Origin of the sequence: Mesorhizobium tamadayense (assembly GCF_003863365.1) — a bacterium.
Lineage (GTDB): Bacteria > Pseudomonadota > Alphaproteobacteria > Rhizobiales > Rhizobiaceae > Mesorhizobium > Mesorhizobium tamadayense.
Genome location: NZ_RQXT01000016.1, coordinates 37,330 through 59,591 on the forward strand (window position 1 = coordinate 37,330; position 22,262 = coordinate 59,591).

Here is a 22,262-nt window from a genome sequence, read left to right on the forward strand (position 1 = left end):
TCGCGCTATCATCTGTGAAGTTGGCCAAGTCCGGCCGCAACAGCTTTCGGAGGATTGCCATGGGCCCCTTCCCGCACGACGCCCCGCCCGCCAAGATCAGCAAGGCGAACCCCGCCGGCACCGATGGTTTCGAGTTCGTCGAGTTCGCGCATTCGGAGCCGGCAAAGCTCGCCGAGCTCTTCACCCGCATGGGCTATGTGGCGGTGGCCAAGCACCGCACAAAGGACATCACCGTCTGGCGCCAAGGCGATATCAACTATGTCGTCAATGCCGAGCCCGGTTCGCATGCGATGAAGTTCGTCGAAAAGCACGGCCCTTGCGCCGCCTCAATGGCCTGGCGCGTGGTCGATGCCAAGCACGCTTTCGACCATGCCGTGTCGAAAGGCGCCACGCCTTATGAAGGCAAGGACAAGGCGCTCGACGTGTCGGCCATCGTCGGCATCGGCGGCTCGCTGCTCTATTTCATCGAGGCCTATGGCGAGAACGGCTCGGCCTATGACGCCGAGTTCGAATGGCTGGGCGAGCGCGATCCCAAGCCTGAAGGCGTCGGCTTCTATTACCTCGACCACCTCACGCACAATGTCTATCGCGGCAATATGGACAAATGGTGGGATTTCTATCGCGACCTGTTCGGCTTCAAGCAGATCCATTTCTTCGACATCGACGGCAGGATCACCGGGCTGGTCAGCCGGGCGATTACCTCGCCCTGCGGCAAGATCCGCATTCCGCTCAACGAGTCCAAGGACGAGACCAGCCAGATCGCCGAGTATCTGAAGAAATACAATGGCGAAGGCATCCAGCACATCGCAGTCGGCACCGACGCGATCTACGACGCCACCGACAAGCTCGCAGCCAACGGGCTGAAATTCATGCCCGGCCCGCCCGACACCTACTACGAGATGTCGCGCGAGCGCGTACACGGCCATGACGAGCCGATCGAGCGGATGAAGAAGCACGGCATCCTGATCGACGGCGAAGGCGTCGTCGACGGCGGAACGACCAAGATCCTGCTGCAGATCTTCTCCAAAACCGTGATCGGGCCGATCTTCTTCGAGTTCATCCAGAGGAAGGGCGACGAAGGCTTTGGCGAGGGCAATTTCCGCGCCCTGTTCGAGTCGATCGAGCAGGACCAGATCAAGCGCGGCGTGCTGAAGGTTGGCGGCAAGGCGGCGTAGCGCCAAGGGCAAGTGGATTGCGGACGACTTTGATGAACTCGGCCCTGAATGGGACGAGTACGTGAAATGACGGTCGGCCTGACTATCCTGACATCAGATCCGCATTTTGCCCGATACGAGGTCGCGTTGGCCTGACAGCCATGCGATCGAGCTATTTTTGGAGGCCGGCGGCCTTGCGCAGAACGTCGTTGATGCGGCTCTGCCAGCCGGGTCCGCCGGCGCGGAAGCGAGCGATCACGTCACTATCGAGACGCAGCGTCACCTGCTGCTTCGGATTTTCGAGCGCCGGGCGGCCGCGCGAGCGGCGGATGCTCTCGGCAAGGTCAGGGAAGACCTCGGTGAAGGGTCGGGCTTGGGCAATCTGCTCATCGGTGGCCTCCGGGCTGTCGACAGCATCCCAGTCCGCTCTGGTGAAGCCCTTGCCTGGCGTGAACTCCTTATCGGGCTTGGTGATGTTGAGTTTCTTCGCTGTCATCGGATATTCCTTTCTTTCCCGCTAGCACGCCGCATGGAAATAATGGAAATGGCCTCGTTTCCGAGGCGGGAGAAGACCACCCTAACCGCAACGCCGCCAATGTTGCCGATCGCCATGAAGCGCTTGCCACGCGCCGGCAAGATGGTGGCGACATAGAAGAAATCCATTTCGAGATCTACAAAGTCCGTTCCGTGTTTCGAGACGTTCGCCTGCCGCTTGATCTCTTCCCAAACGATCTTCATCGGAATTTATGTACCTACAATAATTAAGTCAATAATTTTCGTAACTACGATAATTCCTGAGGCATTCTCGCTCATTCACAGCCCCAGCCGCTCGACCTCGTCCTTCCTCAGCTTGCTGTCGTAGTCGAGCAAAAACTCATCCAACTGCGGCGGCGGAGCGGAAGTGCCGGAGAGCATCGCGTGCACCTGGCCTCGGTGATGGATGTCGTGCAGGAAGACGTGGGCGAGGAGATCGCCGATCCTTTCCGGGATTAGGCCGTCCCCGCGCCGGTCGGTGATGACGCGGCGGTTGAGATCGGCGTCTGTCAGGCTATCGCAGAAGGCGATCAGCTTGCGGTCAAAGTCGGCCTGCGCCGCTGCCAGGCTTGCCGCATCGTCGAACGGCACGAAGTCGTCGTAGGCGGCGGCGCCGACGCCCCCCTCCGTCAGGAAATCGAGATAGAGATGGTCGACCGCGAGAATGTGGTTGAGCGTTTCCCTGATCGAGGGAAAGAAGCTGGTTCGCTCGGCCTCGAACTCGCCGGGCTGAAGTGCCAGCACAGCACGATAGAGCCGATCGTTCGACCAAAGACTGTTGCGCGCCATGCGGCGCAGATGCTCGAGCAGGGTCACCGTTCGGGCTCTTCCCTCACCCCTCGTATTTCTCGACCTTCTGCTCGATGGCGCCGAAGATCGAATGGCCGGTCTTGTCCTTCATCTCAATGCGCACCGTATCGCCGAAATGCAGGAAGGGCGTCTTCGGCTCGCCGGCCTCGATGGTCTCGATCATGCGCAGCTCGGCGATGCAGGAATAGCCGGCGCCGCCGGCCGCCACCGGCTTGCCTGGTCCGCCGCCCAGCTTGTTGGAGACGGTGCCCGAGCCGATGATGGTGCCGGCTGCAAGCGGCCTGGTCTTGGCGGCATGCACGATCAACGCCGGGAAATCGAAGGTCATGTCGATGCCGGCATCGGCGCGGCCGAACGGCTTGCCGTTGAGGTCGACCAGCAGCGCGAGGTTGACCTTGCCGCCGTCCCAGGCCTCACCCAACTCGTCGGGCGTCACCGCGACCGGCGAGAAGGCGGAAGACGGCTTCGACTGGAAGAAGCCGAAGCCTTTCGCTAGTTCCGGCCCGGTGATGGCGCGCAACGTCACGTCGTTGACTAGCATGACGAGGCGGATCGCCTCTCTCGCCTTGTCCAGCCCGGCGCCCATCGGCACGTCGTCGACGATGACGGCAACCTCGGCCTCCATGTCGATGCCGAAGGCTTCGTCCGCCATACGGATCGGTTCGCGCGGCGGAATGAAGGAATCCGAGCCGCCCTGGTAGATCAGCGGATCGGTCCAGAAGCTTGCCGGCATCTCGGCGCCGCGCGCCTTCCGCACCAGCTCGACATGGTTCACATAGGCCGAGCCGTCCGCCCATTGATAGGCGCGCGGCAAAGGCGAATGGGCGTCGTGTTCATGAAAGCGCGCCGAAGGCACGGCGTTGGTCTCCAGCGATTCCGCTATTGTTGCGAGATGCGGCGCGATCCGCCGCCAGTCGTCGAGCGCCGCCTGCAGCGTCGGCACCAGGAAGGAGGCGTCGGTGAACCGCGTCAGATCGCGCGAAACCACGACCAGCTTTCCGTCGCGCGTCCCGTTCTTCAATGTGGCAAGCTTCATGCGGTTTCCTCTCCTCACGCGGTCTTGTGCCGCTGGTCCACAACAAGGCCCCGGCAGGCGAACGTCAAGTCACCCGCTCGGTTTTCCTGACCGTAAACGGGCAATCAGGACCAGTCGCCTTCCGGCGTGCCGTTAAAACGCTTCTTCAGGTCGGCCCAGCAGTCGATGTAGTTCTCCTGCAAAGTGTCGAGTTCGGCGGCGTAGCGCGTCAGCATCTGCGGAAAGCGCGTCTCGAACATGAAGGCCATGGTGTTGTCGAGCTTGACCGGCTTCAGATCGGCGCGCGTCGCCTTCTCGAAGCCGGAAGCGTCCGGTCCATGCGCCAGCATCTGGTTGTGCAGGCTGATGCCGCCCGGAACAAAGCCTTCCTCCTTGGCGTCGTACTGGCCGTGGATCAGGCCCATGAACTCACTCATGATGTTGCGGTGGTACCAGGGCGGACGGAACGTGTTCTCCGCCACCAGCCAGCGCGGCGGGAAGATGACGAAGTCGACATTGGCCGTGCCCTCCTCGCCGCTCGGCGCCGTCAGCACCGTGAAGATCGACGGATCGGGATGGTCGAACAGGATTGCGCCGACCGGCGAAAACGTAGCCAGATCATACTTGTAGGGCGCGTAATTGCCGTGCCAGGCGACCACGTCGAGCGGCGAATGGCCGAGTTCGGTGGCATGGAAAGTGCCGCACCATTTGACGATCAGCCGGCACGGCGTTTCCTTGTCCTCGAACCAGGCACAGGGCGTCTTGAAGTCGCGCGGGTTGGCCAGGCAGTTGGCGCCGATCGGGCCGCGATCCGGCATGGTGAACTTGGCGCCATAGTTCTCGCAGACATAGCCGCGCGCTTCCTTGTCGGCGAGCTCGACCTTGAACACAAGGCCGCGCGGCAGCACGGCGATCTCGCCGGGCCTCAGCTCGATCACGCCCATCTCGGTGACGAAGCGCAACGCGCCGACCTGCGGCACGATCATCAGCTCGCCGTCGGCATTGAAGAAGTGGTCGTCCACCATCGAGCGGTTGGCGACATAGACATGCGCCGCCATGCCGGACTGGCCGAGCGCGTCGCCGGCCGTGGTCATGGTGCGCATGCCGGAGATGAAATCGGTCGGCTCGCTGGGCATCGGCACCGGGCTCCAGCGATACTGACCGAGCGCCAGCTCATGGTCGCCGAGGTTCGGCGCCGTCTTCCACGTGGGATAGCTCACCGCCTTGAAGCGCCCGGTATGCCTGACGCTCGGGCGGATGCGGTAGAGCCAGGAGCGCTCATTGGTGCCGCGCGGCGCGGTGAAGGGCGAGCCCGAAAGCTGCTCGGCATAGAGGCCGTAGGCCGGCCGCTGCGGCGAGTTGCGCCCCTGCGGCAGCGAGCCGGGCAGCGTCTCGGTCTCGAAGTCGTTGCCGAAACCCGGCATGTAGGAAAAGGCCATCGTTTCCTCCTGGCGCCAAGACGAGCGGCGCTCTTTTCGTCCCGAAGCGTCCACTGCGCGCCCACGAGAACACGCGGCGCTTTGGGAATTGACCAAACTGGTTTCATTTGTAACCATTGAAAATGTAACTATCAACCGCTGATGGCCGGGGCGAAAACCATGGAACCGGAAGTCCTGGAGCTCGAAAACTTCTTGCCGTACCGGCTCTACCGTCTCGCCGATGCCGTCAGCCGCGAGTTCTCGAAAATCTACAAGGAGCGTCACGGCCTGACGCGACCGGAATGGCGCACGCTTTCCGGATTGGGCCAGCGCGGCACGATGACCGCCACCGAGCTCGGCGAGCAGTCGGCCATGCACAAGACCAAGGTGTCGCGCGCTGTGGCCGAGCTGGAGCGCCGGCGCTGGCTGACTCGCACGCCCGACGAAAACGACCGCCGGGTCGAGCATCTGACGCTGACCAAGGCAGGGCTAGCCGCCTATCGCGAGATGGTGCCGTTGGCGAAGGCTTTCGAGAGCGGGTTGCTGGCGAAGCTTGGCGCGGCGGAGCGGGCGGCGATCGCGGAAGTATTGGCCGCACTCGAGGCCAGTCTGGCTTCAAGCAAGGGTCAAGGCCAGTCGCTCCGAACGATTGGGGTTGTGTGATGGCTCCGTGCCCAGTCTAAGCTCGGAATTTCCTCGGTCGTGATTTTGGTGGTCGACCGGTCTATAGTTATTGCCGCGTCGGCGGGAGGACTACATCGACGGGAGGACTATCATGCGCATTCGCACATTGACTCTCCTGACGACGCTGCTTGCAGTCACCTGCGTGTCCGCAAACGCCCAGCAGGTAAAGCCGACGTCAATCGAGGTGTTCCCTTTCGAATTGGAAGACAAGAGCGCCGGGGCGGGGATAATTCCTCCGGATGAGCACGACAGGCGCTATCTGTCCGAGTCGGCACAAGTCGCGAAGGACATGCTCTCCCAATCCGGTCGTTTTGCGGTAATTGATGAGCCAGCCGGGAATGTGCAGTCGGCTGCGCCGCATGGACTGCGCAACTGCGGGGGCTGCGAAGGTAAGATTGCGAGGCAACACGGCGCGTCTCTTGCCCTGCTTGGCGTCGTAACGCGCGTCAACCGAACAGAGCATACCATGTTCATTCGCATCCTCGACGCCGAGACCGGAAAACCTGTTTCGCAAGGCTTTTCCGATCTTCGCATGGGTGCGAACTACGCTTGGCCCCGCTCGGCGAAATGGCTGATGACAAACAGAATTCTGCGCTGACTACCAATCCATCATCACCTTGCCGGAACTGCCGCTCCGCATCGCATCGAAACCAATCTGGAAATCGTCGATGCCGATGCGGTGGGTGATCAGGCCCGAAACATCGAGCGGGCCCTGCACGAGCGCGATCATCTTGTACCAGGTCTCGAACATCTCGCGGCCGTAGATGCCCTTCAGGTGCAGCATCTTGAAGATGACCTTGTTCCAGTCGATCTCGAAGCCGGTCGGCGCGATGCCCAGAATGGCGATCTTGCCGCCATTGTTCATGGTGTCGATCATGTCGCGGAAGGCGGGTGCTGCGCCCGACATCTCTAGCCCGACGTCAAAACCCTCGGTCATGCCGATCGAAGGCATCACGTCGCACAGCTTCTCCTTCGAGGCGTCGACGACATGCTGGACGCCGAGCTTGCGCGCCAGCTCCAGCCGGACTGGATTGATATCGGTGATGACGACTTTCCGCGCGCCGACGCATTGCGCCACCAGCGCGCCCATGATGCCGATCGGCCCGGCGCCGGTGACCAGCACGTCCTCGCCGACGAGATCGAAGGACAAGGCGGTGTGAACGGCATTGCCTAATGGATCGAAAATGGCGGCGATCTCGTCCGGCACGTCGTCGGGGATCGGCACGACATTATGCTGCGGGATCGCCAGGTATTCGCCGAAGGCGCCTGGACGGTTGACGCCGACGCCGAGCGTGTTGCGGCAAAGATGGCCTCGCCCGGCGCGGCAGTTGCGGCAGTGTCCGCAGACGATGTGGCCCTCGCCGGAGACCCGCTGGCCGACTTTGTATTCGGTGACCGCGGCGCCGAAATCGGCGACGGTGCCGACGAATTCGTGGCCCGTCACCATCGGCACCGGCACCGTCTTCTGCGCCCACTGGTCCCAATTGTAGATGTGGACGTCCGTGCCGCAGATGGCGGTCTTCCTGACCTTGATCAACACGTCGTTGGGGCCGATCTCCGGCACCGGCACCTCCTCCATCCAGATGCCCGGCTCGGCCTTGGCCTTAACCAGCGCCTTCATCATGTTGGACATCAGGATCTCCTAGCGCTGTGGAGGCTTGCGTTCTTGTAGAGTAGAGGCATCTGCAATTATCGAATAACGCCGAGTTCGCGCCCAACTTCGCCAAACGCCTCCACCGCGCGGTCGATGTCGGCGCTGGAGTGCGCGGCCGACATCTGCGTGCGGATGCGCGCCTGGCCCTTCGGCACCACCGGGAAGGAAAAGCCGATGACATAGATGCCGCGCTTCAGCATGCGCCGTGCCATTTCCTGCGCAAGGGTGGCGTCGCCCAGCATCACCGGGATGATCGGGTGGTCGGCACCGGCAAGCGTGAAGCCGAGCTTGCCCATTTGAGACCGGAAGCGTTCCGCATTGGCATACAGGCGCTCGCGCAAGGCGCCACCATTGCAGATCAGCTCGAACACTTTCAGCGAGGCGCCGGCGATCGCCGGCATCAACGTGTTGGAGAAGAGATAGGGGCGCGAGCGCTGGCGCAGCCAGTCGACCACTTGTTTCTTGCCCGAGGTGTAGCCGCCGGACGCGCCGCCCAGCGCCTTGCCGAGCGTGCCGGTGATGATGTCCACCCTGCCCTCGACGCCACAATGCTCGGCCGAACCACGGCCGTTCGCACCTACGATGCCGACCGCATGGCTGTCGTCGACCATCACCATCGCGTCGTATTTCTCGGCGAGATCGCACACCCCTCGCAGGTTGGCGATGATGCCGTCCATCGAGAACACGCCATCGGTGGCGATCAGCCGGAAGCGACAGTCCTTCGCTTCCTTCAGCCGGGCTTCCAGATCGGCCATGTCGTTGTTGGCGTAGCGGAAGCGCTTTGCCTTGGAGAGCCTGACCCCGTCGATGATCGAGGCGTGGTTCAGCGCGTCCGAGATGACCGCGTCCTCCTCGCCGAGCAGCGTCTCGAACAGGCCGCCATTGGCGTCGAAGCAGGAGCCGTAGAGGATGGTGTCGTCCATGCCCAGGAAGGACGAGATGGTGGCTTCCAGCGCCTTGTGCTCCTCCTGCGTGCCGCAGATGAAGCGCACGGACGCCATGCCGTAGCCGTAGCGGTCGAGCGCCTGCTTGGCGGCCTCACACAACTCGGGGCTGTCGGCGAGGCCGAGATAGTTGTTGGCGCAGAAATTCAGCACCTTGTCGCCGCCCACCTCGATCTCGGCAGACTGCATCGAGGTAATCACCCGCTCGGACTTGTAGAGCCCGGCCGATTTCAGCCCCTGAAGCTCGTTGTCGATGTGCGAGAGAAACGCTGCGATCATGGTCTGGCCCTGTTCGGTTCAAGGCGGACTGTCGCGCCGCTGATGCGAAAAATCCATCGCAAAAACGACCGCTTCGGTGGCGCTGTGAAAGCTTTCCGGCCACAGCGGGACGACGATGAGCTCAAATGCCGACAACGCCTGAAAGGACGCGATAACCATCTTGTCAGCTTTGTCACGCCGCCGGGATGAGCGCCAGGCCTGCTTGCCGACCTGTTAACCCTTTCACGCCAAGGGTTTTCTCGCCGAATCCACGGCAGGAATCCGTCGACCGGAGGGGTCACCCAGTTATGTCGCAGCAGCCAGTGCATAGCGTTTCGCGCAAGCTGATCCTGCTGATCAAGAGTGGCTACTGGCTGGCCTTGCTGATCATCGCCGCCATGGTGATGGCATCCTTCATCCTGCTGCAGCAGTTGATGGCGCAGCAGCAGCACAATGATGCGCTGCTCGACATCGTCTCCATGCAGAAGGCGCTGTCGCAGCGCATCGTCTTCCTGGCGGGCGCCACCGGTGCGGCCTCGCGCGACAAGCAGCCCGCGCTGGTCACGGCGCTCAAGCAGGCGACGGCCGAGTTCGAGACCAACTACGACCGGCTGCTCAAGCAGACGGGCGCAGACCCGTTGTCGCCGGCGCGCAACGATCCGAAGTCGATCGAATACGTGCTGTTCAGCAAGCCGTTCCATCTCGACTATTTCTCGGTCGGCCTTGTGGCCAACGGCGAGCGGCTGGCCTCCTCCTTCGGATCCCAGCTCGGCATGCAAAGCGACGGCTACAAGGGTGGCACCGAGCGCGCCGGTCTCGACGCCTCCGTCGCCAATGCGACTTTGTCCGGCTATGCCGCGCTCGGCCAGCGCATCAGCGCCTTCGCCGATGAACGGTCGGGCGAGTTGCTCGATATGCACCGCACGCTGTTCTTCGCCACCATCGGCATCATCGTGCTGGTGGCGCTGTTCATCTTCCGGCCGATGTCCAACGCCATCCTGCGCAAGACGCATGAGCTGGTCGACGCACGCAACTCGATGGCCTTCATCGCCGTGCATGACGGCTTGACCGGCCTGCACAACCGCACCTTCCTCACCGATCATTTCGAGACGCTGATCAAGGCGGCGCATCGCCGCCGCGAGCGGCTGGCGGCGATCCAGCTCGACCTCGACCGCTTCAAGCAGATCAACGACACGCTGGGCCACGCCGCGGGCGACTATGTGCTTGTCGTCACTGCACAGCGCATGCGCGATTCCTGCCGCGCATCGGATCTTTGCGCCCGGCTCGGCGGCGACGAGTTCGTCATGATCCTCAACGGCGCAGGCACCACCGAGGACATCCATGCGCTGGCCAAGCGCATCCTGGACGAGATCAACGAGCCTATCACCTTCCAGGGCGCGACCATCATGCCTGGCGCCAGCGCCGGCATCGCCGTCTATCCGGTCGACGCCGACAGTGCGCAGGACCTGCTCGTCCATGCCGATCTCGCGCTCTATTCGGCCAAGAAGCTCGGCGGCGGCAGCTTCTCCTTCTTCTCCGAGGAGCTTCGGCGCGAGCTCGACTACCGCAAGCAGCTCGAGCAGGACATCCGCACCGCGATCGCCGAAAAGACCTTCGACGTCTATTTCCAGCCGCAGGTGTCGCTCACCAGCGGCAAGATCAGCGGCATCGAGGCGCTGGTGCGCTGGAAGCATGCCGCCCGCGGCATGATCTCGCCCGGCGAGTTCATCCCAGTGGCGGAGAAATGCGGCTTCATGCCGGAGATCGGCCGCATCGTCATCACCAAGGCTATCAACGAAGCCGCCGAATGGGACCGCGCCGGCATCGATTTTGGGCGCCTCGCCGTCAATGTCTCGGGCACCGAGCTGCGCGAGCCGGATTTCGACAAGTTCCTGTTCGGAGCACTGGAGCGGGCCGGGCTCGCGCCGCAGAAGCTGTCGCTGGAAATCGTCGAATCCGTCATCCTCGACGACGAGAAGACCGGCATCGCCGCCAAGCTCAGGCACATCCGCGCCGCGGGCGTGCATCTCGAGCTTGACGATTTCGGCACCGGCTATGCTTCGCTGCGCCACGTCAACCCGAACGAGATCGACCGGCTGAAGATCGACCGCCGCTTCGTCCAGAACATCAACGAGAACGGCGACAACTCCAAGATCGTGCGCGCCATCACCGAGCTTGCCCGCGGTCTCGGCATCTCGATCGTCGCCGAGGGCGCGGAGACCGAGGCCGAGCTCGACTCGCTGATGGCGATCGGCTGCGACCAGGTGCAGGGCTATTCGATCGCCTTCCCGATGCCGCAGGACAAGGCGCGGGAATGGCTGATCGCGCGCAGCCCGAAAAAGGCGAAGCTGAAGGTGCTGCAGGGCAGCCTGGCGTAGGGCGCATTGATATTCAGGTGATGCCGGCCTGCGCTTCCGATGCTCGTATACTTTTAGTGCGCCCCGTACTCGACACGGCCTGGGTCTCTACGCTTTTGGCGCGATCCCGGGTTATGCCAGGTGAGGCGCTCCTTCCACTGCCGGCAAAGATGGCAAGGTCTTTAGAGGATTGAGCATTGGCACCCCGAGAGGGGCGAAATGACGCTCGTTATCCGTCAATATCGTTAAACCATGAACTTCCGCCATCGCGGCGATCGCTATGTCTTCGAACCCTGGCTGGTGCGCCCTGGCCCGATCCAAGATAGTTCCGGCTGCATGCGCCGTGCGCAGATCGAAAGGAAGTATCCTTTCGTTATAAAGATATTCGACTGCCTGCCACCATTCGCGAAGTAGAGCCGTTTTTTTCGTAGCCCCTTCGCGCTCGGCCTTCGCTATTCCCGAGGTGATTTCGGACGCCGTAATCACGGAGAGGAACAAATGGTCGCTGGCTTGATCGAGCCAATCCGCCAACGCTGCCCGCCCAACCGTTTTGGAGGGTGCCATCGCCGAAATGATGTTGGTGTCCAGCAGGAACATCAGACGCCTGCGTTATAGATCAACCTCGCGGGCGGGCTTGCGGGAACGAGGCAGAATGTCAGATTTGGTGCCGGGAAACGCTGCCAGCAATCGCCCGAAACTAGGCACCCGCGACAGCCGCTCATAGTCCTTGAAAGACAGGATAACAGCTTGCTTGCGACCGTGCCGTGTGATGACAGCAGGTTCTCCCGCAACAGCCTGATCGACCACTGCCGAGAGCGTTGCCTTGGCATCCTTCAACTGAATCTCTCGCATAACCGACCTCCGAATATGACCATTATGGTCATATATAGCATTGCAACGCTGCGGGAACAATACGACCAGTTAGATGCTACCCACATTCGCTCGCAGCGCGGCTAGCATCTGCGCGAATTCCGCCAGCCTCTCGTCGGTAATTCCGGTCCGAAGCCGCTTGTCGAAGGCGATCGCGGCCTTGCGCAACCTTTCGAACAGCGCTTCGCCGGCCTCCGTCAGCGCCACCTGATGGACCCTGCGGTTTTCCGGATCGCGGCGGCGCGTCAGCAACCCTTGCCTCTCCATGGCGTTGAGGTGATGCGTCAGCGTCGCGCCCTGAATGCCGATCATGCCGGCAAGCTCGCGCTGGTTGGCCAGCTCCTTCGACTTAACGGACAGCAAGGTCACCCAGACAGGCAGCGTGCCACCGGCCTCCACCAGGGCAGCGTCGAAGGCTTGCGCCACCACCTTGGCGGTGCGGGCGAGATTCATGCCGATGGGCGGGCGGTCAAACGGTGTCATGGGTCGACAGTAGAACAAGCAATGCGATGGTGAAACTCGGCTTCATGCATTGACATCTAACCGTTAGATATCTAACTTTGTCTTATTGATGGCGTCGCGTTATGGTTGCGACGCGCGGCGCGGCGGGCGAGCAGAGAGGAGTGTGGTCATGCAGTATGTCTACATCGTCGTGATCGGCCTGCACGTCATGGCCGGCGTCTTCTGGGCCGGCACGACCATCGCGGTTGCCCGCGATCCGGAAATCAAGGCGGAGCGCTTCATCCGGCCGCAACTCGGCGCCTCCGGCGTGGTGTTTCTGACCGGTCTACTGCTCTGGTATTTCTTCCATGAGGGTGCTTTCGGCTCGATGGAGATGGTGCTCGCGCTGGGCATTGCGACGGCATTGATCGCTGCCGGCGTGCAGGGCGCCCTTGTGGCCTCTTCCAGCAGGCAACTGGCCGGCGCCGACGCGGCGACGCAAACCGTATTGCGCGCGAAAATGACCAGAGGCGAACGCATCGCCGGCGGGCTGCTGGTCATCACCGTGCTCTGCATGGCCACCGCCAGGATGTTTTGAGATATCGCACGGCGCCGGCACCAGACCGGCGCCATGCGCGGCGCGCAACCGACCGAAGCGGCAGGTGGCTCTCCTTGCGGAGGCCGGTTGCGCGCCACCCCTTGGCCTCCTCGGCATGGTAGAGCCGGTAGCGCTTCTTCGGCATGCCGTCCTCCGAATAGGCCCGGCTCATGGCTGGTCGACATCACCCGGTTCTTCAGCGTCAGGTGCTTGAGCTGGTAGGGTTGGAGAAGCGGCTCGTTGCCGGTCGTCTTCCTGCCATTTCAAATTGTGCGGGAGCTGCTCCCGCTTCCATTTCACGCATCGGATACACCCAAAAACCGCTGCGGACTCTCTCGTCCAATGCTAATGAGCGGCCAAACACGCTGCACCTGAAGGAATGCAACGCACTTCTTTCAACCTTCGTTTCGCGCCCGCCGCCATGGAACTTGCACTTGCAGCGGCTGGGAGCAAGGAGCCTGCCATGACTGATGCAAAGAACCTCACCCAGCTCGGCAAGCACGTCGAGACGCCACAGAGCCCCGAACAGGCAGTCCTGGAGACCGTACCTTTCCAGCGCGGCGACGGCCCGCCGGCGATCGTGCGCTTCACCTGCCCGGAATTCACCTCGCTCTGCCCGGTCACCGGCCAGCCCGACTTCGCCCACATCGTCATCGACTACGCGCCCGACAAGAGGCTGGTGGAATCGAAGTCGCTGAAGCTGTTCATGACCTCGTTCCGCAATCACGGCGCCTTCCATGAAGAATGCACGGTCATGATCGGCCGCCGCATCGTGGAGGCGACCAAGCCGCTCTGGCTGCGCGTCGGCGGCTACTGGTTCCCGCGCGGCGGCATCCCGATCGACGTCTTTTGGCAGACCGGCGCGCCGCCGAAGGACGCCTGGCTGCCCGACACCGGCGTAGCGCCCTATCGCGGAAGAGGCTGAGCGGACCAGCATCATTCGCACTGGTATTGGCTGAGCGCCCATTCGCCGGTCACCGACAGAAGGTCGGAGACCTTCCAGTCGCCGCCGACCTTCTTCAGCTTCCATTCGAGCCGGTGCTGGTGGCCTTCGACGACAAAGGCAACGACTACCTTGGCCTCGTCGCCATGGACCGCCTCGATGATGCGCAGGCTCTTGTCGATGGCGAGCTTGTCGTAGTCGGCATTGTCGAGCGCCATGTTGGGGTCGAGGCATTCGCCCTGCCCCGAGGCCCTCAGCGCGTCGCTCTTGTCGAGCACGCTCTTCGCCGGGTCGATGAAATTCTTGCGCTGGGCCGGGTCCAATTCCAGCCCGAGATGCTCGTAGAAGGGCTTCACCACCGCCGTCGGCGAACCAGGCAGGACGGGTGCGGCAGGCGCCGGTTCGGCCGGCTTGCTTTCCGGCGCCGGCATTGTGGCTGGCGGCGAGGTGTCGACCGCAGGCGGCGACTTGTCGTCCGCCGGCGCGTTGTCGCCGGAAGAGGCTTTTGGCGGCGAGCCGAACAGGCCTTGCGCCGAGGCGCCGTCGTTCAGCCCCGCGGCTAGCATCGACAGTATCGACAGCGCAACGACGAGACGGCGATGCACGAGATCACTCCGCCGAGGAGCCGCATTCCAGCGAGCTCAGCGTCCAGTCGCTAGTCTTGGAGGTGATATCCGCGATCTTCCACTTGCCGTCCAATTTCTTCAGCGACCACACCATTTCGCGCTTGGAATCATCGCCTTCCGGGAAAAGATTGAAGCTCGCCGTCACCTCGGCGGTGTCGCCGTTGACGGCCTCAGTGAGCTTCAGCGTCTTGGACACGGTCTTCTGGTCGAAATCCTGGGCGTCGAGGCCAGGGTCGAAGTCGATGCAGGATACCTCGTCGGGCTTTTCCTTCCGCGCCTTGTCGTTGGCCTCGAAGAGCTTGGTGACCGGCTCGGTGAAGCGGTCGCGGTATTTCGCGTCCGCCTCGAACTTCACTTCAGGGACATAGAAGAACTTCACGGCGTTGGAAGCCGGCCCGGCAAGTGCCGCGGCGGGCAAGGCAATCGACATGGCAGCGGCCAGCACCAGAGCGGGATGCAGTTTGGTTAAGCGGGCATCCCGCTCTGGTTCATTGTTTTGATCGCATTTCTGCGACGCCAACTGATCCCACTTGGCTTCCCACTTAGCTGCAAAATGCTCTGTCGGTGTCATGCAGGATCTCCGGATGTTCGGCGGCGTGGTGGCGGATCACCACCACGCGTCCTGCATGCATATCGGCTTTTTCGAGGCGCATGAAGTCCTGGCGCTGCGCGTCTTAAGTTTCCAGCCAGACGTTGTAGAGGTCCATCTCGAAGGTCTGGTGAACGCCGTAGTTCTTCACCTTCTTGCTGGTGTGGCTGTAGAGCTTCTGCCAGAACGGCTGGATGATGACGCCGGAGTCCTGCAGGATCTGCTCGACGTCCTTCATCACCTGCTTGCGCTTGTCGACGTCGACCAGCGACAGCGCCTGCTTGAGCTTGGCGTCGAAATCCGGGTTGGAGTAGGCCGTCTCATTCCAGGCCTCGCCGGTGCGATAGCCCAGCGCCAGCACCTGCACGCCGAGCGGGCGCATGTACCAGATGGTCATGGAATAGGGATATTTCGTCCAGTCGTTCCAGAAGGTAGAGCCGGGCAGCACTGTGCGCTTCACCTTGATGCCGGCGTCGCGCAACTGGCCGGCGATCGCGTCGCCGGTGTTCTTCTGCCATTCGTCCTCGACGGTGATCAGCTCGTGCTCGAAGTCGGCCTGTCCGGCATCGGCCATCAGTTTCTTGGCGCCGGCCGCGTCCCGCGTCTTCTTGGGCAGCGGATAATATTCGGGATGGATCGGGCTGACATGGTGGTTCTCGCCAACCGTGCCGAGGCCGCTATAGCCGAGCTGCAGCACCTGGTTGTTGTCGACCGCCATCTGCAGCGCGTTGCGCACGCGCTGGTCGTCATAGGGCTTGTGGGTGATGTTGGTGCGGGCAACAAGCGTGGTGGCGGTCGCGACCTCCGATTTCACCAGGTCCATCTTGTCGAGGATGTCGATGAAGTCGGACGGCGTCTCGAAATTGATGTCGATCTCGCCGGAATCGAAGGCGTTCACCGTGGCGTTGAAATCGGTGCCGTAGTCGATGAATTCGACGCCGTCGAGCGGCGCTTCGCCGCCCCACCACTTGCCGTTCTCGCGGCGCTTGACCACCGCTTTCTGGCCGACTGCATAAGACACCAGCTCGAACGGTCCGGTCCCGATCGGCTTCTTGATGGGATCGGCGCCATCGGCGTCGAAATTGCGGTGGACGACGAGCGCCGGATAGTCGGTGAAGTTCGGGATGAGCGAGATGTCGGGTTCGTTGAGCTTCAGCTTGACGGTGTTGTCGTCGACCTTGGTGATGGCGCCGTCCCTGGCCTTGCCTGTCTTGGCGTCGATCAGCGCGCCGACGCGCGCGGCCATCGAATTGCCCGAGGCGCCCTTCTCGCACCAGCGCGTCAGATTGAAGACGACGTCGTCGGCGTTGAAGGCATCGCCATTGTTCCAGGTCACGCCCTTGCGCAGATGCAGCGTGTATTCGGTGGCGTCGTCGTTGACATCCCAGCTTTCGAGCAGCACCGGCTCGAAGGTGAACTGCTTGGTGTAGCGGACAAGCGGCTCCAGCCAGGTGCGGGTGATGTTTGCCATCTCCACCCAGTCATAGGTGCGCGGGTCCTTCTGCGCCTTCACCGACATCGAGACATGCAGCGTTCCGCCCTTCTTCGGCTCGTCGGCCAGGGCTTTGGTCGGCGCGGCGAGGCCGATCATGCCATAGGCGAAAGCCGTCGATGCGCCGAAAGCGCTTGCCAGCGCCAGGAATTCGCGCCGGTCCATGCGGCCCGCGCGCGCTTCTTCCGCCATCGCCTCGATGGCGGTGGGAACTCGATCACCGTTGCTTTTGAAGATTGTCATTTTTCTTCTCCCATTGGCCTTGTCAGGTCTTTGCCTGTTCCATCAACTAACGCTGTCCGGCAGTTTTTCCTCACGCCGCGCGATCAAATCCTTGAGACCTTCGGCGACGCCCTCGTCGAGCTTCGGCTCCTCATAGTCGGCCAGCATGTTGCGCGCCTTCTCGCGGCCGCGCGTGTCGTGGTCTTTCGCGCCTTCGGCATTCCACTGCTCATATGAATTGAAGTCCATGATGCTGGGCATGAAGAAAGCGCGCTCGAAATGTTCGAGTGTGTGCTGGGTGCCGAGGAAATGGCCCTGCGGCCCAACCTCGCGGATCGCCGCCATCGCCTCCTTGAAATCGTGGAAGGAAACGCCGCCGGCATATTTGTACCAGCCGACGAGTTGCTCGCAGTCGGTGGCGAATTTCGAGTAGCCGCAGGTAAGCCCGGCCTCGAGCCAGCCGGCGGAGTGCCAGATGTAGTTGGCGCCGGCGAGGATCGCGGCATGCATCAGCATGTTCGCCTCGTAGCCGGCCTGGGCGTCGTTGAGCTTGGAGCCGACATGGAAGCCGGAGGTGCGCCACGGCAGCTTGTACTTCCTGGCCAGCGCGCCCATCAGATACATCATCTGCGCGGCCTCCGGCGTGCCACCCATCGGGGCACCGGTCTTCATGTCGACCGTGACCATGAACTGGCCGTAGATCTGCGGCGAGCCGGGACGGATGAGCTGGGTGAAGGCGACGCCCGCGAGCGCCTCGGCATTGACCTGCGCGACCGCGCCGACGGCCGACGCCGAGGTCGAAGCGCCGCACAGCGCGAAGGGCGCCAGGATCAGCGGCTGGTTGTGGCGCGCATAGACCCTCATCGCGTCGAGCATGGTGGCGTCCCACACCAGCGGCGAATTGCAATTGGTGATCGCCACCAGCACCGGATTGTCGCGCACGAACTCCTCGCCGAAGACGATGCCCGCCATCGCCATCGTGTCCTCGGCGCGTTCCTTCGACGTCACGATGCCCATGAACGGTTTGTCGGAGTGCTTGAGCGCCGAATGGATGATGTGGAGGTGCCGCTTCGGTACCGGGATTTCCATCGGCTCGCAGATGATCGAACTCGAGGAGTGCAGCGCCGGCGCCATATAGGCGAGCTTATGGAAATTGTTGAGGTCGGCCAGCGAGCCGTAGCGCCGCTTGTTGTCGAGGTCGCGCACATAGGGGGCGCCATACATCGGCACGAAGATCGAGTTCTTGCCGCCGACGCGGACGGTGCGCTCGGGATTGCGCGCGTTGAGGGTAAATTCCGGCGGGACCTTCGAGACGAGCTCCATCAGCAATGCGCGGTCGATACGGACGCGCGTCTCGGTCACATCGGCGCCGGCCGCCTTCCAGAGCTCGATCGCCTCGTCGTCGCGGAATTCGCAGCCCACCTCCTCCAGGATCTTGAGCGACTCCTGGTGGATCAGTTCCACCGCCTCGTCGGGAACGATCTCGTAGACCGGAATCTGGCGAACGAGCGTCGGAAACGACGCAACCGGCGCGCTTCTCAGCGCCTTGCGCCCAAGGCGGCCGCCGCCGCGACGGTGGGTCGGTTCAGTCAATTCAGCGGCCGTTGCGTTCATGGAGCCTCCTTCTTCCCGCCAGGGCAAGTTAGCGAGACAAAATATGACTGTGACGCTGGAAAATCCTGATCTCTTGTATAAGTTGTCCTTATGCGAAGCCTGCGCCACCTCCTGCCCTCGGCCGGCAGCCTGATCGTCTTCGAGGCGGCAGGCCGGCTGTCGAGCTTCACCGCCGCCGGGCGCGAGCTCGGCATGACGCAGGCGGCCGTCTCCTACGCCGTGCGCGGGCTGGAGGAACAGCTGGGCGCCAAGCTCTTCCAGCGCCGCCACCGCCAGGTGCTCCTGACGGAGGCCGGCGAGCGCTTTCATGCCGATGTCTCGCTGGGCTTGTCGCATATCCGCAAGTCGGCCGAGGACCTTCGCCTGCAGGCGACAGGCGGCCATGTGACGCTTGCCGCCTCGACCGCCTTCGGCTCTTTCTGGATGATGCCGCGCCTGCAGCAGTTCCGCGACGCGCTGCCGGGCATCGACCTGCGCATCCAGACCGCCGACCGCGACCTCGACATCATCGCCGAAGGCATCCCGCTCGGCGTGCGCGGCGGCGTTCCCGGACAATGGCCGGACTATCATTCGCTGCCGCTCTCCGACGAGGAGATCTTTCCGGTCGCGGGTCCCAGCTATCTCGCCAAATTCGGCCGGCCGCAAACCGTCGCGGAACTGGCCACGCACCGGCTCATCCATCTCGAGGAGCCCTATCGCGAGGCCGCCAACTGGGACGAGTGGTTCGCGTCCGCCGGAACCAGTCTGCGCAACGCCGAGCGCGGGCTGCGCATCAACGATTATGCCCTGGTCATCCAGGCGGTGATGGAGGGCCAAGGCATCGCGCTCGGCTGGCGCCATCTGGTCGAGCGGCTCGTGGCATCGGGCCTGCTGGTGCCGGTGACCGACCATGTGATGAGAACCGGCATTGTGTTCTATGTGATTTGGCCGAAGAACCGCGATCTCAGCGACAACGCGCGCAAGGTCAGGGACTGGCTGGTGGCGCAGGCGTGAAGTAGCCTCTCCCCCGCGGCACTCGAATCCGCCTATAATCGCCGCATGCCCATTCGCCAGCTTTCAGAAACGATGATCAACCAGATCGCCGCCGGCGAGGTGATCGAGCGTCCGGCGAGCGTGGTGAAGGAACTGGTCGAGAACGCGCTCGACGCCGGCGCAAGCAGAGTGGAGATCGTCACCGCGGGCGGCGGGCTTTCGCTTATCCGCGTCACCGACGACGGTTCCGGCATTCCCGAGCGGGAACTGGCGCTGGCTGTCGCCCGCCACTGCACCTCGAAGCTCTCCGACGACATCCACGACATCCGCTCGCTGGGCTTCCGCGGCGAGGCGCTGCCTTCGATCGGCTCGGTGGCCAGGCTTACGATCCGTTCGCGCACGGCCGCCGGCGACAGCGCGGCCGAGATCGGCATCGAGGGCGGCCGCGTCTTGCCCGTCAAGCCGGCTGCGGCCAATCGCGGCACGACGGTCGAGGTGCGCGACCTCTTCTTCGCCACGCCGGCAAGGCTCAAATTCATGAAGGGCGAGCGGGCCGAAAGCTCGGCGACCGGCGATGTGGTTAAGCGCATCGCCATCGCCTTCCCATCCGTGCGCTTCACGCTTGCCGGCTCCGACCGCTCGACTCTCGAACTGCCGGCGACCGGCGACACGCCGGAAGGCCGGCTCGCGCGCGTCGCGCAGGTGATGGGCGCCGACTTTCCCGACAATGCCATTGCCATCGACGCCAGCAGGGACGGCGTGCATCTTTCCGGCCACGTCTCGATCCCGTCCTACACGCGCGCCAATGCGCTGCAGCAATATGCCTATGTCAACGGCAGGCCGGTGCGCGACAAGCTGATCGCCGGCGCGATCCGCGGCGCCTTCGCCGACGTGCTGCCGCGCGACCGGCATGCGGTCAGTGTGCTTTTCCTTTCGCTCGATCCGGCGACCGTCGACGTCAACGTCCATCCGGCCAAGGCCGACGTTCGCTTCCGCGATCCGGGGCTGGTGCGCGGACTGATCGTCGGCGCCGTCCGCGAGGCGCTGGCCGGCGCCGGCATCCGCGCGGCGACCACCGGGGCGGCCGGCATGATGGCGGCGTTCCGCCCGGGCGCGGCGCCCTTCGCGCATCCCGGTCCGACCAACGTCCATCGCAGCTACGAGGCAGCCTTTCGCGCCTCCGGCTTTAGTGGCTTCGACCATGGTTCGAATTTGGCACGCTCGCCGCAGCGGCCGCTGGATATGGGCTACGGTGAAGAGCGGCCGCCAAGGAATGGCTTCGCGGAAAACGAACAGGCTGCCTTCGAAACCGCGCCGCTCGCCAGCGCCGATGCGCGAGCGGGCACGGCCGAGCCGGCGGAGGCGCTGCTGGGCATGGCGCTGGGCGCGGCGCGCGCGCAGGTGCATGAGAACTACATCGTGGCCCAGACCAGGGATTCGCTCGTCATTGTCGACCAGCATGCCGCCCATGAGCGGCTGGTCTACGAGGCGTTGAAGAACGCGCTGCATTCCCGCGCCGTGCCCTCGCAGATGCTGCTCCTGCCGGAGATCGTCGACCTGCCAGAGGAGGACGCCGAGCGGCTCGCCATGCATTCCGAGACGCTGGCCAGATTCGGCCTCGCCCTGGAGCGCTTCGGGCCGGGCGCGGTGGCGGTGCGCGAGACGCCGTCGATGCTCGGCGAGACCAATGTGCAGCAACTGGTGCGCGACCTTGCCGACGAGATCGCCGACAACGACACCGTTGAGACGCTCAAAGGACGGCTGGACAAAATTGCCGCGACCATGGCCTGCCACGGCTCGGTGCGCTCGGGCCGCCTGCTCAAGGCCGAGGAGATGAACGCGCTGCTGCGCCAGATGGAGGTGACGCCGGGATCCGGCACCTGCAACCACGGCCGCCCGACCTATATCGAGCTGAAACTGGCTGACATCGAAAGGTTGTTTGGGCGAAGGTAAGCCAAAGGCCCTTCACCCAACCTCCGCTTCGCTCGGCTGACCTCTCCCCGGTGGGCAGAGGAGACTTTCCTCGCCGGCGCCAGCCTCTTCTCCCCGCCGGGGAGAAGGTGGCCGCGTAGCGGCCGGATGAGGGGGCAAGAAAAGAGCCGCTCGAAGCGGGTCTTTTCTTGAGTCAGGAAACAGATTTAACCCACTGATCTATCTCTTCAAATTGACCACGATTACGCCGCCCAGCGCCAGCGCGCCGCCGAGGATGCCGAGCAGCGTCGGCACTTCGCCCAGCCAGAAGAAGCCGATCAGCGCGGAGGTCGGCGAGACCAGATAGAGGAAGTTCGAAGCGCGTGCGGCAGGCAGCCGTGACAGCGCCGTCGCCCAAGCGGCATAAGCGATCAGGCTGGGCACGATGCCAAGATAGATGACGGCGCCGAGGCCGGCCGTGTCGGCGACCGCCGCCTGCGCGAACGCCTCCGGCAGGAAGGGCGACAGGCAGAGCGCGCCGAGCACCATGTTGGAAGCGGAGATCGTCAGCGGATGATGACGGGCAAAGAGCGGCTTCTGGACGATGGTGTTGACGGCCGAACAAAGTGCTGAACCCAGCACCAGCATCGCGCCGGCGTTGAAATGCAAGCCGTGTCCGTCGGCGACCGCGATGATACCGATGCCGGCGAAGGAGATCACCGTGCCGAGCCAGGCCATGCCGGAAAAGCGTTCGCCGAGCAGCGCCATAGCCATGATTGCCGTGAAGATCGGGCTGACATTGATGATGAAGCCGGCCGCACCCGCCGAGACGGTCAACTCGCCGAAATTGAGCATGGCGGTGTAGAGCGCGACGAAGATCGCGCCGCCGAAGCCAAAGCGCCACAGCTCGTCGACCCTGGGCAGCGCCGGGCGCTTGACCGCAAGGAAGATCGCCGCCGGCACGGCCGCGATGGCAAAGCGCAGCGCCCCTAACTCCAGCGGCTGGAAGGCGGCGAGGCTGGCGCGGATCGCCGGGAAGGCCGAGGCCCAGCCGAGCACCGTCAGCGCCACCGCGACCGCCGCTGCGCTATCTATGCGCTGTGTCTCATTCAACGCGCCGGTGTAAGCGCTCATTGCCGAATCCTCGTCTTTCAGT

The 22,262-nt window shown here is 63.4% G+C and carries 24 protein-coding genes; 8 read left to right on the plus strand and 16 right to left on the minus strand.

Going from position 1 to position 22,262, the window contains the following annotated elements; genetic code table 11:
• Positions 1 to 59 precede the first annotated feature (59 nt).
• Complete coding sequence (gene hppD, locus EH240_RS15005; protein WP_124999436.1) at positions 60 to 1,175, plus strand: 4-hydroxyphenylpyruvate dioxygenase; 1,116 nt, start codon at positions 60 to 62, stop codon at positions 1,173 to 1,175.
• A 151-nt stretch (positions 1,176 to 1,326) separates the two neighbouring features.
• On the opposite strand, the gene EH240_RS15015 is transcribed toward hppD, so the two are convergent.
• The 5 genes from EH240_RS15015 to hmgA all read right to left on the minus strand — a co-directional run bounded on the left by EH240_RS15015 (position 1,327) and on the right by hmgA (position 4,952).
• Complete coding sequence (locus EH240_RS15015; protein ID WP_124999438.1) at positions 1,327 to 1,650, minus strand: BrnA antitoxin family protein; 324 nt, start codon at positions 1,648 to 1,650, stop codon at positions 1,327 to 1,329.
• A complete protein-coding gene (locus EH240_RS15020; RefSeq protein WP_124999440.1) occupies positions 1,647 to 1,892 on the minus strand; it encodes a BrnT family toxin in 246 nt (81 codons plus the stop codon). The genes EH240_RS15015 and EH240_RS15020 overlap by 4 nt, the downstream gene beginning before the upstream one ends.
• A gap of 75 nt (positions 1,893 to 1,967) precedes the next feature.
• Positions 1,968 to 2,504 (minus strand): DinB family protein, encoded by a 537-nt coding sequence (locus tag EH240_RS15025; RefSeq protein ID WP_124999442.1) that lies wholly within the window; start codon positions 2,502 to 2,504, stop codon positions 1,968 to 1,970.
• Between the two features lie 16 nt (positions 2,505 to 2,520).
• Complete coding sequence (locus EH240_RS15030; RefSeq protein ID WP_124999444.1) at positions 2,521 to 3,534, minus strand: fumarylacetoacetate hydrolase family protein; 1,014 nt, start codon at positions 3,532 to 3,534, stop codon at positions 2,521 to 2,523.
• A gap of 104 nt (positions 3,535 to 3,638) precedes the next feature.
• On the minus strand, positions 3,639 to 4,952 hold the full coding sequence (gene hmgA, locus EH240_RS15035; RefSeq protein ID WP_124999446.1) for a homogentisate 1,2-dioxygenase: 1,314 nt from the start codon (positions 4,950 to 4,952) through the stop codon (positions 3,639 to 3,641).
• Between the two features lie 159 nt (positions 4,953 to 5,111).
• Here hmgA and EH240_RS15040 point away from each other — a divergent pair, with 159 nt between their 5' ends.
• Together EH240_RS15040 and EH240_RS15045 are read left to right on the plus strand one after the other, a co-directional pair.
• Complete coding sequence (locus EH240_RS15040) at positions 5,112 to 5,594, plus strand: MarR family winged helix-turn-helix transcriptional regulator (RefSeq protein WP_167484027.1); 483 nt, start codon at positions 5,112 to 5,114, stop codon at positions 5,592 to 5,594.
• Between the two features lie 112 nt (positions 5,595 to 5,706).
• Complete coding sequence (locus tag EH240_RS15045) at positions 5,707 to 6,213, plus strand: DUF2380 domain-containing protein (RefSeq protein ID WP_124999450.1); 507 nt, start codon at positions 5,707 to 5,709, stop codon at positions 6,211 to 6,213.
• Here EH240_RS15045 and tdh read toward each other — a convergent pair whose 3' ends face one another.
• The 3 genes from tdh to EH240_RS37945 are packed head-to-tail and all read right to left on the minus strand — an operon-like array spanning position 6,214 to position 8,651.
• The gene (gene tdh, locus EH240_RS15050) at positions 6,214 to 7,248 is read right to left on the minus strand and encodes an L-threonine 3-dehydrogenase (RefSeq protein WP_124999452.1); all 1,035 of its coding nucleotides are present in this window, start codon (positions 7,246 to 7,248) and stop codon (positions 6,214 to 6,216) included. It lies immediately after the preceding gene.
• A gap of 56 nt (positions 7,249 to 7,304) precedes the next feature.
• Entirely contained in the window at positions 7,305 to 8,492 is a 1,188-nt protein-coding gene (locus EH240_RS15055; protein WP_124999454.1) for a glycine C-acetyltransferase, read from the minus strand.
• Between the two features lie 18 nt (positions 8,493 to 8,510).
• On the minus strand, positions 8,511 to 8,651 hold the full coding sequence (locus EH240_RS37945; protein ID WP_167484028.1) for a hypothetical protein: 141 nt from the start codon (positions 8,649 to 8,651) through the stop codon (positions 8,511 to 8,513).
• Between the two features lie 128 nt (positions 8,652 to 8,779).
• Here EH240_RS37945 and EH240_RS15060 point away from each other — a divergent pair, with 128 nt between their 5' ends.
• A complete protein-coding gene (locus tag EH240_RS15060; RefSeq protein WP_124999456.1) occupies positions 8,780 to 10,849 on the plus strand; it encodes a putative bifunctional diguanylate cyclase/phosphodiesterase in 2,070 nt (689 codons plus the stop codon).
• Between the two features lie 111 nt (positions 10,850 to 10,960).
• Here EH240_RS15060 and EH240_RS15065 read toward each other — a convergent pair whose 3' ends face one another.
• The 3 genes from EH240_RS15065 to EH240_RS15075 all read right to left on the minus strand — a co-directional run bounded on the left by EH240_RS15065 (position 10,961) and on the right by EH240_RS15075 (position 12,181).
• The gene (locus EH240_RS15065) at positions 10,961 to 11,425 is read right to left on the minus strand and encodes a type II toxin-antitoxin system VapC family toxin (RefSeq protein ID WP_124999458.1); all 465 of its coding nucleotides are present in this window, start codon (positions 11,423 to 11,425) and stop codon (positions 10,961 to 10,963) included.
• A gap of 12 nt (positions 11,426 to 11,437) precedes the next feature.
• Complete coding sequence (locus EH240_RS15070) at positions 11,438 to 11,680, minus strand: type II toxin-antitoxin system Phd/YefM family antitoxin (protein ID WP_124999460.1); 243 nt, start codon at positions 11,678 to 11,680, stop codon at positions 11,438 to 11,440.
• A gap of 69 nt (positions 11,681 to 11,749) precedes the next feature.
• Positions 11,750 to 12,181: a MarR family winged helix-turn-helix transcriptional regulator gene (locus tag EH240_RS15075; RefSeq protein ID WP_124999462.1), complete on the minus strand. Its 432-nt coding sequence runs from the start codon at positions 12,179 to 12,181 to the stop codon at positions 11,750 to 11,752.
• 148 nt (positions 12,182 to 12,329) lie between these two features.
• On the opposite strand from EH240_RS15075, the gene EH240_RS15080 reads away from it, so the two are divergent.
• Together EH240_RS15080 and queF are read left to right on the plus strand one after the other, a co-directional pair.
• On the plus strand, positions 12,330 to 12,737 hold the full coding sequence (locus tag EH240_RS15080; protein WP_124999464.1) for a hypothetical protein: 408 nt from the start codon (positions 12,330 to 12,332) through the stop codon (positions 12,735 to 12,737).
• Between the two features lie 463 nt (positions 12,738 to 13,200).
• Positions 13,201 to 13,662, plus strand: a complete 462-nt coding sequence (gene queF / locus EH240_RS15085; RefSeq protein WP_124999466.1) for a preQ(1) synthase — start codon at positions 13,201 to 13,203, stop codon at positions 13,660 to 13,662.
• An 11-nt stretch (positions 13,663 to 13,673) separates the two neighbouring features.
• Here queF and EH240_RS15090 read toward each other — a convergent pair whose 3' ends face one another.
• The 4 genes from EH240_RS15090 to EH240_RS15105 all read right to left on the minus strand — a co-directional run bounded on the left by EH240_RS15090 (position 13,674) and on the right by EH240_RS15105 (position 18,223).
• Positions 13,674 to 14,285 (minus strand): YqhG/Tai3 family protein, encoded by a 612-nt coding sequence (locus tag EH240_RS15090; protein WP_124999468.1) that lies wholly within the window; start codon positions 14,283 to 14,285, stop codon positions 13,674 to 13,676.
• Positions 14,286 to 14,289: 4 nt separating this feature from the next.
• Positions 14,290 to 14,736, minus strand: a complete 447-nt coding sequence (locus EH240_RS15095; protein WP_124999470.1) for a DUF3828 domain-containing protein — start codon at positions 14,734 to 14,736, stop codon at positions 14,290 to 14,292.
• Positions 14,737 to 14,980: 244 nt separating this feature from the next.
• On the minus strand, positions 14,981 to 16,630 hold the full coding sequence (locus EH240_RS15100) for an ABC transporter substrate-binding protein (protein WP_124999472.1): 1,650 nt from the start codon (positions 16,628 to 16,630) through the stop codon (positions 14,981 to 14,983).
• 42 nt (positions 16,631 to 16,672) lie between these two features.
• On the minus strand, positions 16,673 to 18,223 hold the full coding sequence (locus EH240_RS15105; protein ID WP_124999475.1) for a trimethylamine methyltransferase family protein: 1,551 nt from the start codon (positions 18,221 to 18,223) through the stop codon (positions 16,673 to 16,675).
• 90 nt (positions 18,224 to 18,313) lie between these two features.
• Here EH240_RS15105 and EH240_RS15110 point away from each other — a divergent pair, with 90 nt between their 5' ends.
• Together EH240_RS15110 and mutL are read left to right on the plus strand one after the other, a co-directional pair.
• Positions 18,314 to 19,216, plus strand: a complete 903-nt coding sequence (locus EH240_RS15110) for a LysR substrate-binding domain-containing protein (protein WP_124999477.1) — start codon at positions 18,314 to 18,316, stop codon at positions 19,214 to 19,216.
• 45 nt (positions 19,217 to 19,261) lie between these two features.
• Positions 19,262 to 21,148, plus strand: a complete 1,887-nt coding sequence (mutL, locus tag EH240_RS15115; RefSeq protein ID WP_124999479.1) for a DNA mismatch repair endonuclease MutL — start codon at positions 19,262 to 19,264, stop codon at positions 21,146 to 21,148.
• 198 nt (positions 21,149 to 21,346) lie between these two features.
• Here the strand turns inward: mutL and EH240_RS15120 are convergent, their stop codons facing one another.
• Entirely contained in the window at positions 21,347 to 22,240 is an 894-nt protein-coding gene (locus EH240_RS15120) for a DMT family transporter (RefSeq protein WP_124999481.1), read from the minus strand.
• Positions 22,241 to 22,262: the final 22 nt, after the last annotated feature.

Coding starts and splice junctions, on each gene's coding strand:
- hppD (WP_124999436.1), top strand. CDS start 60: ATGGGCCCCTTCCCGCACGACGCCCCGCCCGCCAAGATCAGCAAGGCG.
- EH240_RS15015 (WP_124999438.1), bottom strand. CDS start 1,650: ATGACAGCGAAGAAACTCAACATCACCAAGCCCGATAAGGAGTTCACG.
- EH240_RS15020 (WP_124999440.1), bottom strand. CDS start 1,892: ATGAAGATCGTTTGGGAAGAGATCAAGCGGCAGGCGAACGTCTCGAAA.
- EH240_RS15030 (WP_124999444.1), bottom strand. CDS start 3,534: ATGAAGCTTGCCACATTGAAGAACGGGACGCGCGACGGAAAGCTGGTC.
- hmgA (WP_124999446.1), bottom strand. CDS start 4,952: ATGGCCTTTTCCTACATGCCGGGTTTCGGCAACGACTTCGAGACCGAG.
- EH240_RS15040 (WP_167484027.1), top strand. CDS start 5,112: ATGGAACCGGAAGTCCTGGAGCTCGAAAACTTCTTGCCGTACCGGCTC.
- EH240_RS15045 (WP_124999450.1), top strand. CDS start 5,707: ATGCGCATTCGCACATTGACTCTCCTGACGACGCTGCTTGCAGTCACC.
- tdh (WP_124999452.1), bottom strand. CDS start 7,248: ATGTCCAACATGATGAAGGCGCTGGTTAAGGCCAAGGCCGAGCCGGGC.
- EH240_RS15055 (WP_124999454.1), bottom strand. CDS start 8,492: ATGATCGCAGCGTTTCTCTCGCACATCGACAACGAGCTTCAGGGGCTG.
- EH240_RS37945 (WP_167484028.1), bottom strand. CDS start 8,651: ATGGTTATCGCGTCCTTTCAGGCGTTGTCGGCATTTGAGCTCATCGTC.
- EH240_RS15060 (WP_124999456.1), top strand. CDS start 8,780: ATGTCGCAGCAGCCAGTGCATAGCGTTTCGCGCAAGCTGATCCTGCTG.
- EH240_RS15065 (WP_124999458.1), bottom strand. CDS start 11,425: ATGTTCCTGCTGGACACCAACATCATTTCGGCGATGGCACCCTCCAAA.
- EH240_RS15070 (WP_124999460.1), bottom strand. CDS start 11,680: ATGCGAGAGATTCAGTTGAAGGATGCCAAGGCAACGCTCTCGGCAGTG.
- EH240_RS15075 (WP_124999462.1), bottom strand. CDS start 12,181: ATGACACCGTTTGACCGCCCGCCCATCGGCATGAATCTCGCCCGCACC.
- EH240_RS15080 (WP_124999464.1), top strand. CDS start 12,330: ATGCAGTATGTCTACATCGTCGTGATCGGCCTGCACGTCATGGCCGGC.
- queF (WP_124999466.1), top strand. CDS start 13,201: ATGACTGATGCAAAGAACCTCACCCAGCTCGGCAAGCACGTCGAGACG.
- EH240_RS15095 (WP_124999470.1), bottom strand. CDS start 14,736: ATGTCGATTGCCTTGCCCGCCGCGGCACTTGCCGGGCCGGCTTCCAAC.
- EH240_RS15100 (WP_124999472.1), bottom strand. CDS start 16,630: ATGACAATCTTCAAAAGCAACGGTGATCGAGTTCCCACCGCCATCGAG.
- EH240_RS15105 (WP_124999475.1), bottom strand. CDS start 18,223: ATGAACGCAACGGCCGCTGAATTGACTGAACCGACCCACCGTCGCGGC.
- EH240_RS15110 (WP_124999477.1), top strand. CDS start 18,314: ATGCGAAGCCTGCGCCACCTCCTGCCCTCGGCCGGCAGCCTGATCGTC.
- mutL (WP_124999479.1), top strand. CDS start 19,262: ATGCCCATTCGCCAGCTTTCAGAAACGATGATCAACCAGATCGCCGCC.
- EH240_RS15120 (WP_124999481.1), bottom strand. CDS start 22,240: ATGAGCGCTTACACCGGCGCGTTGAATGAGACACAGCGCATAGATAGC.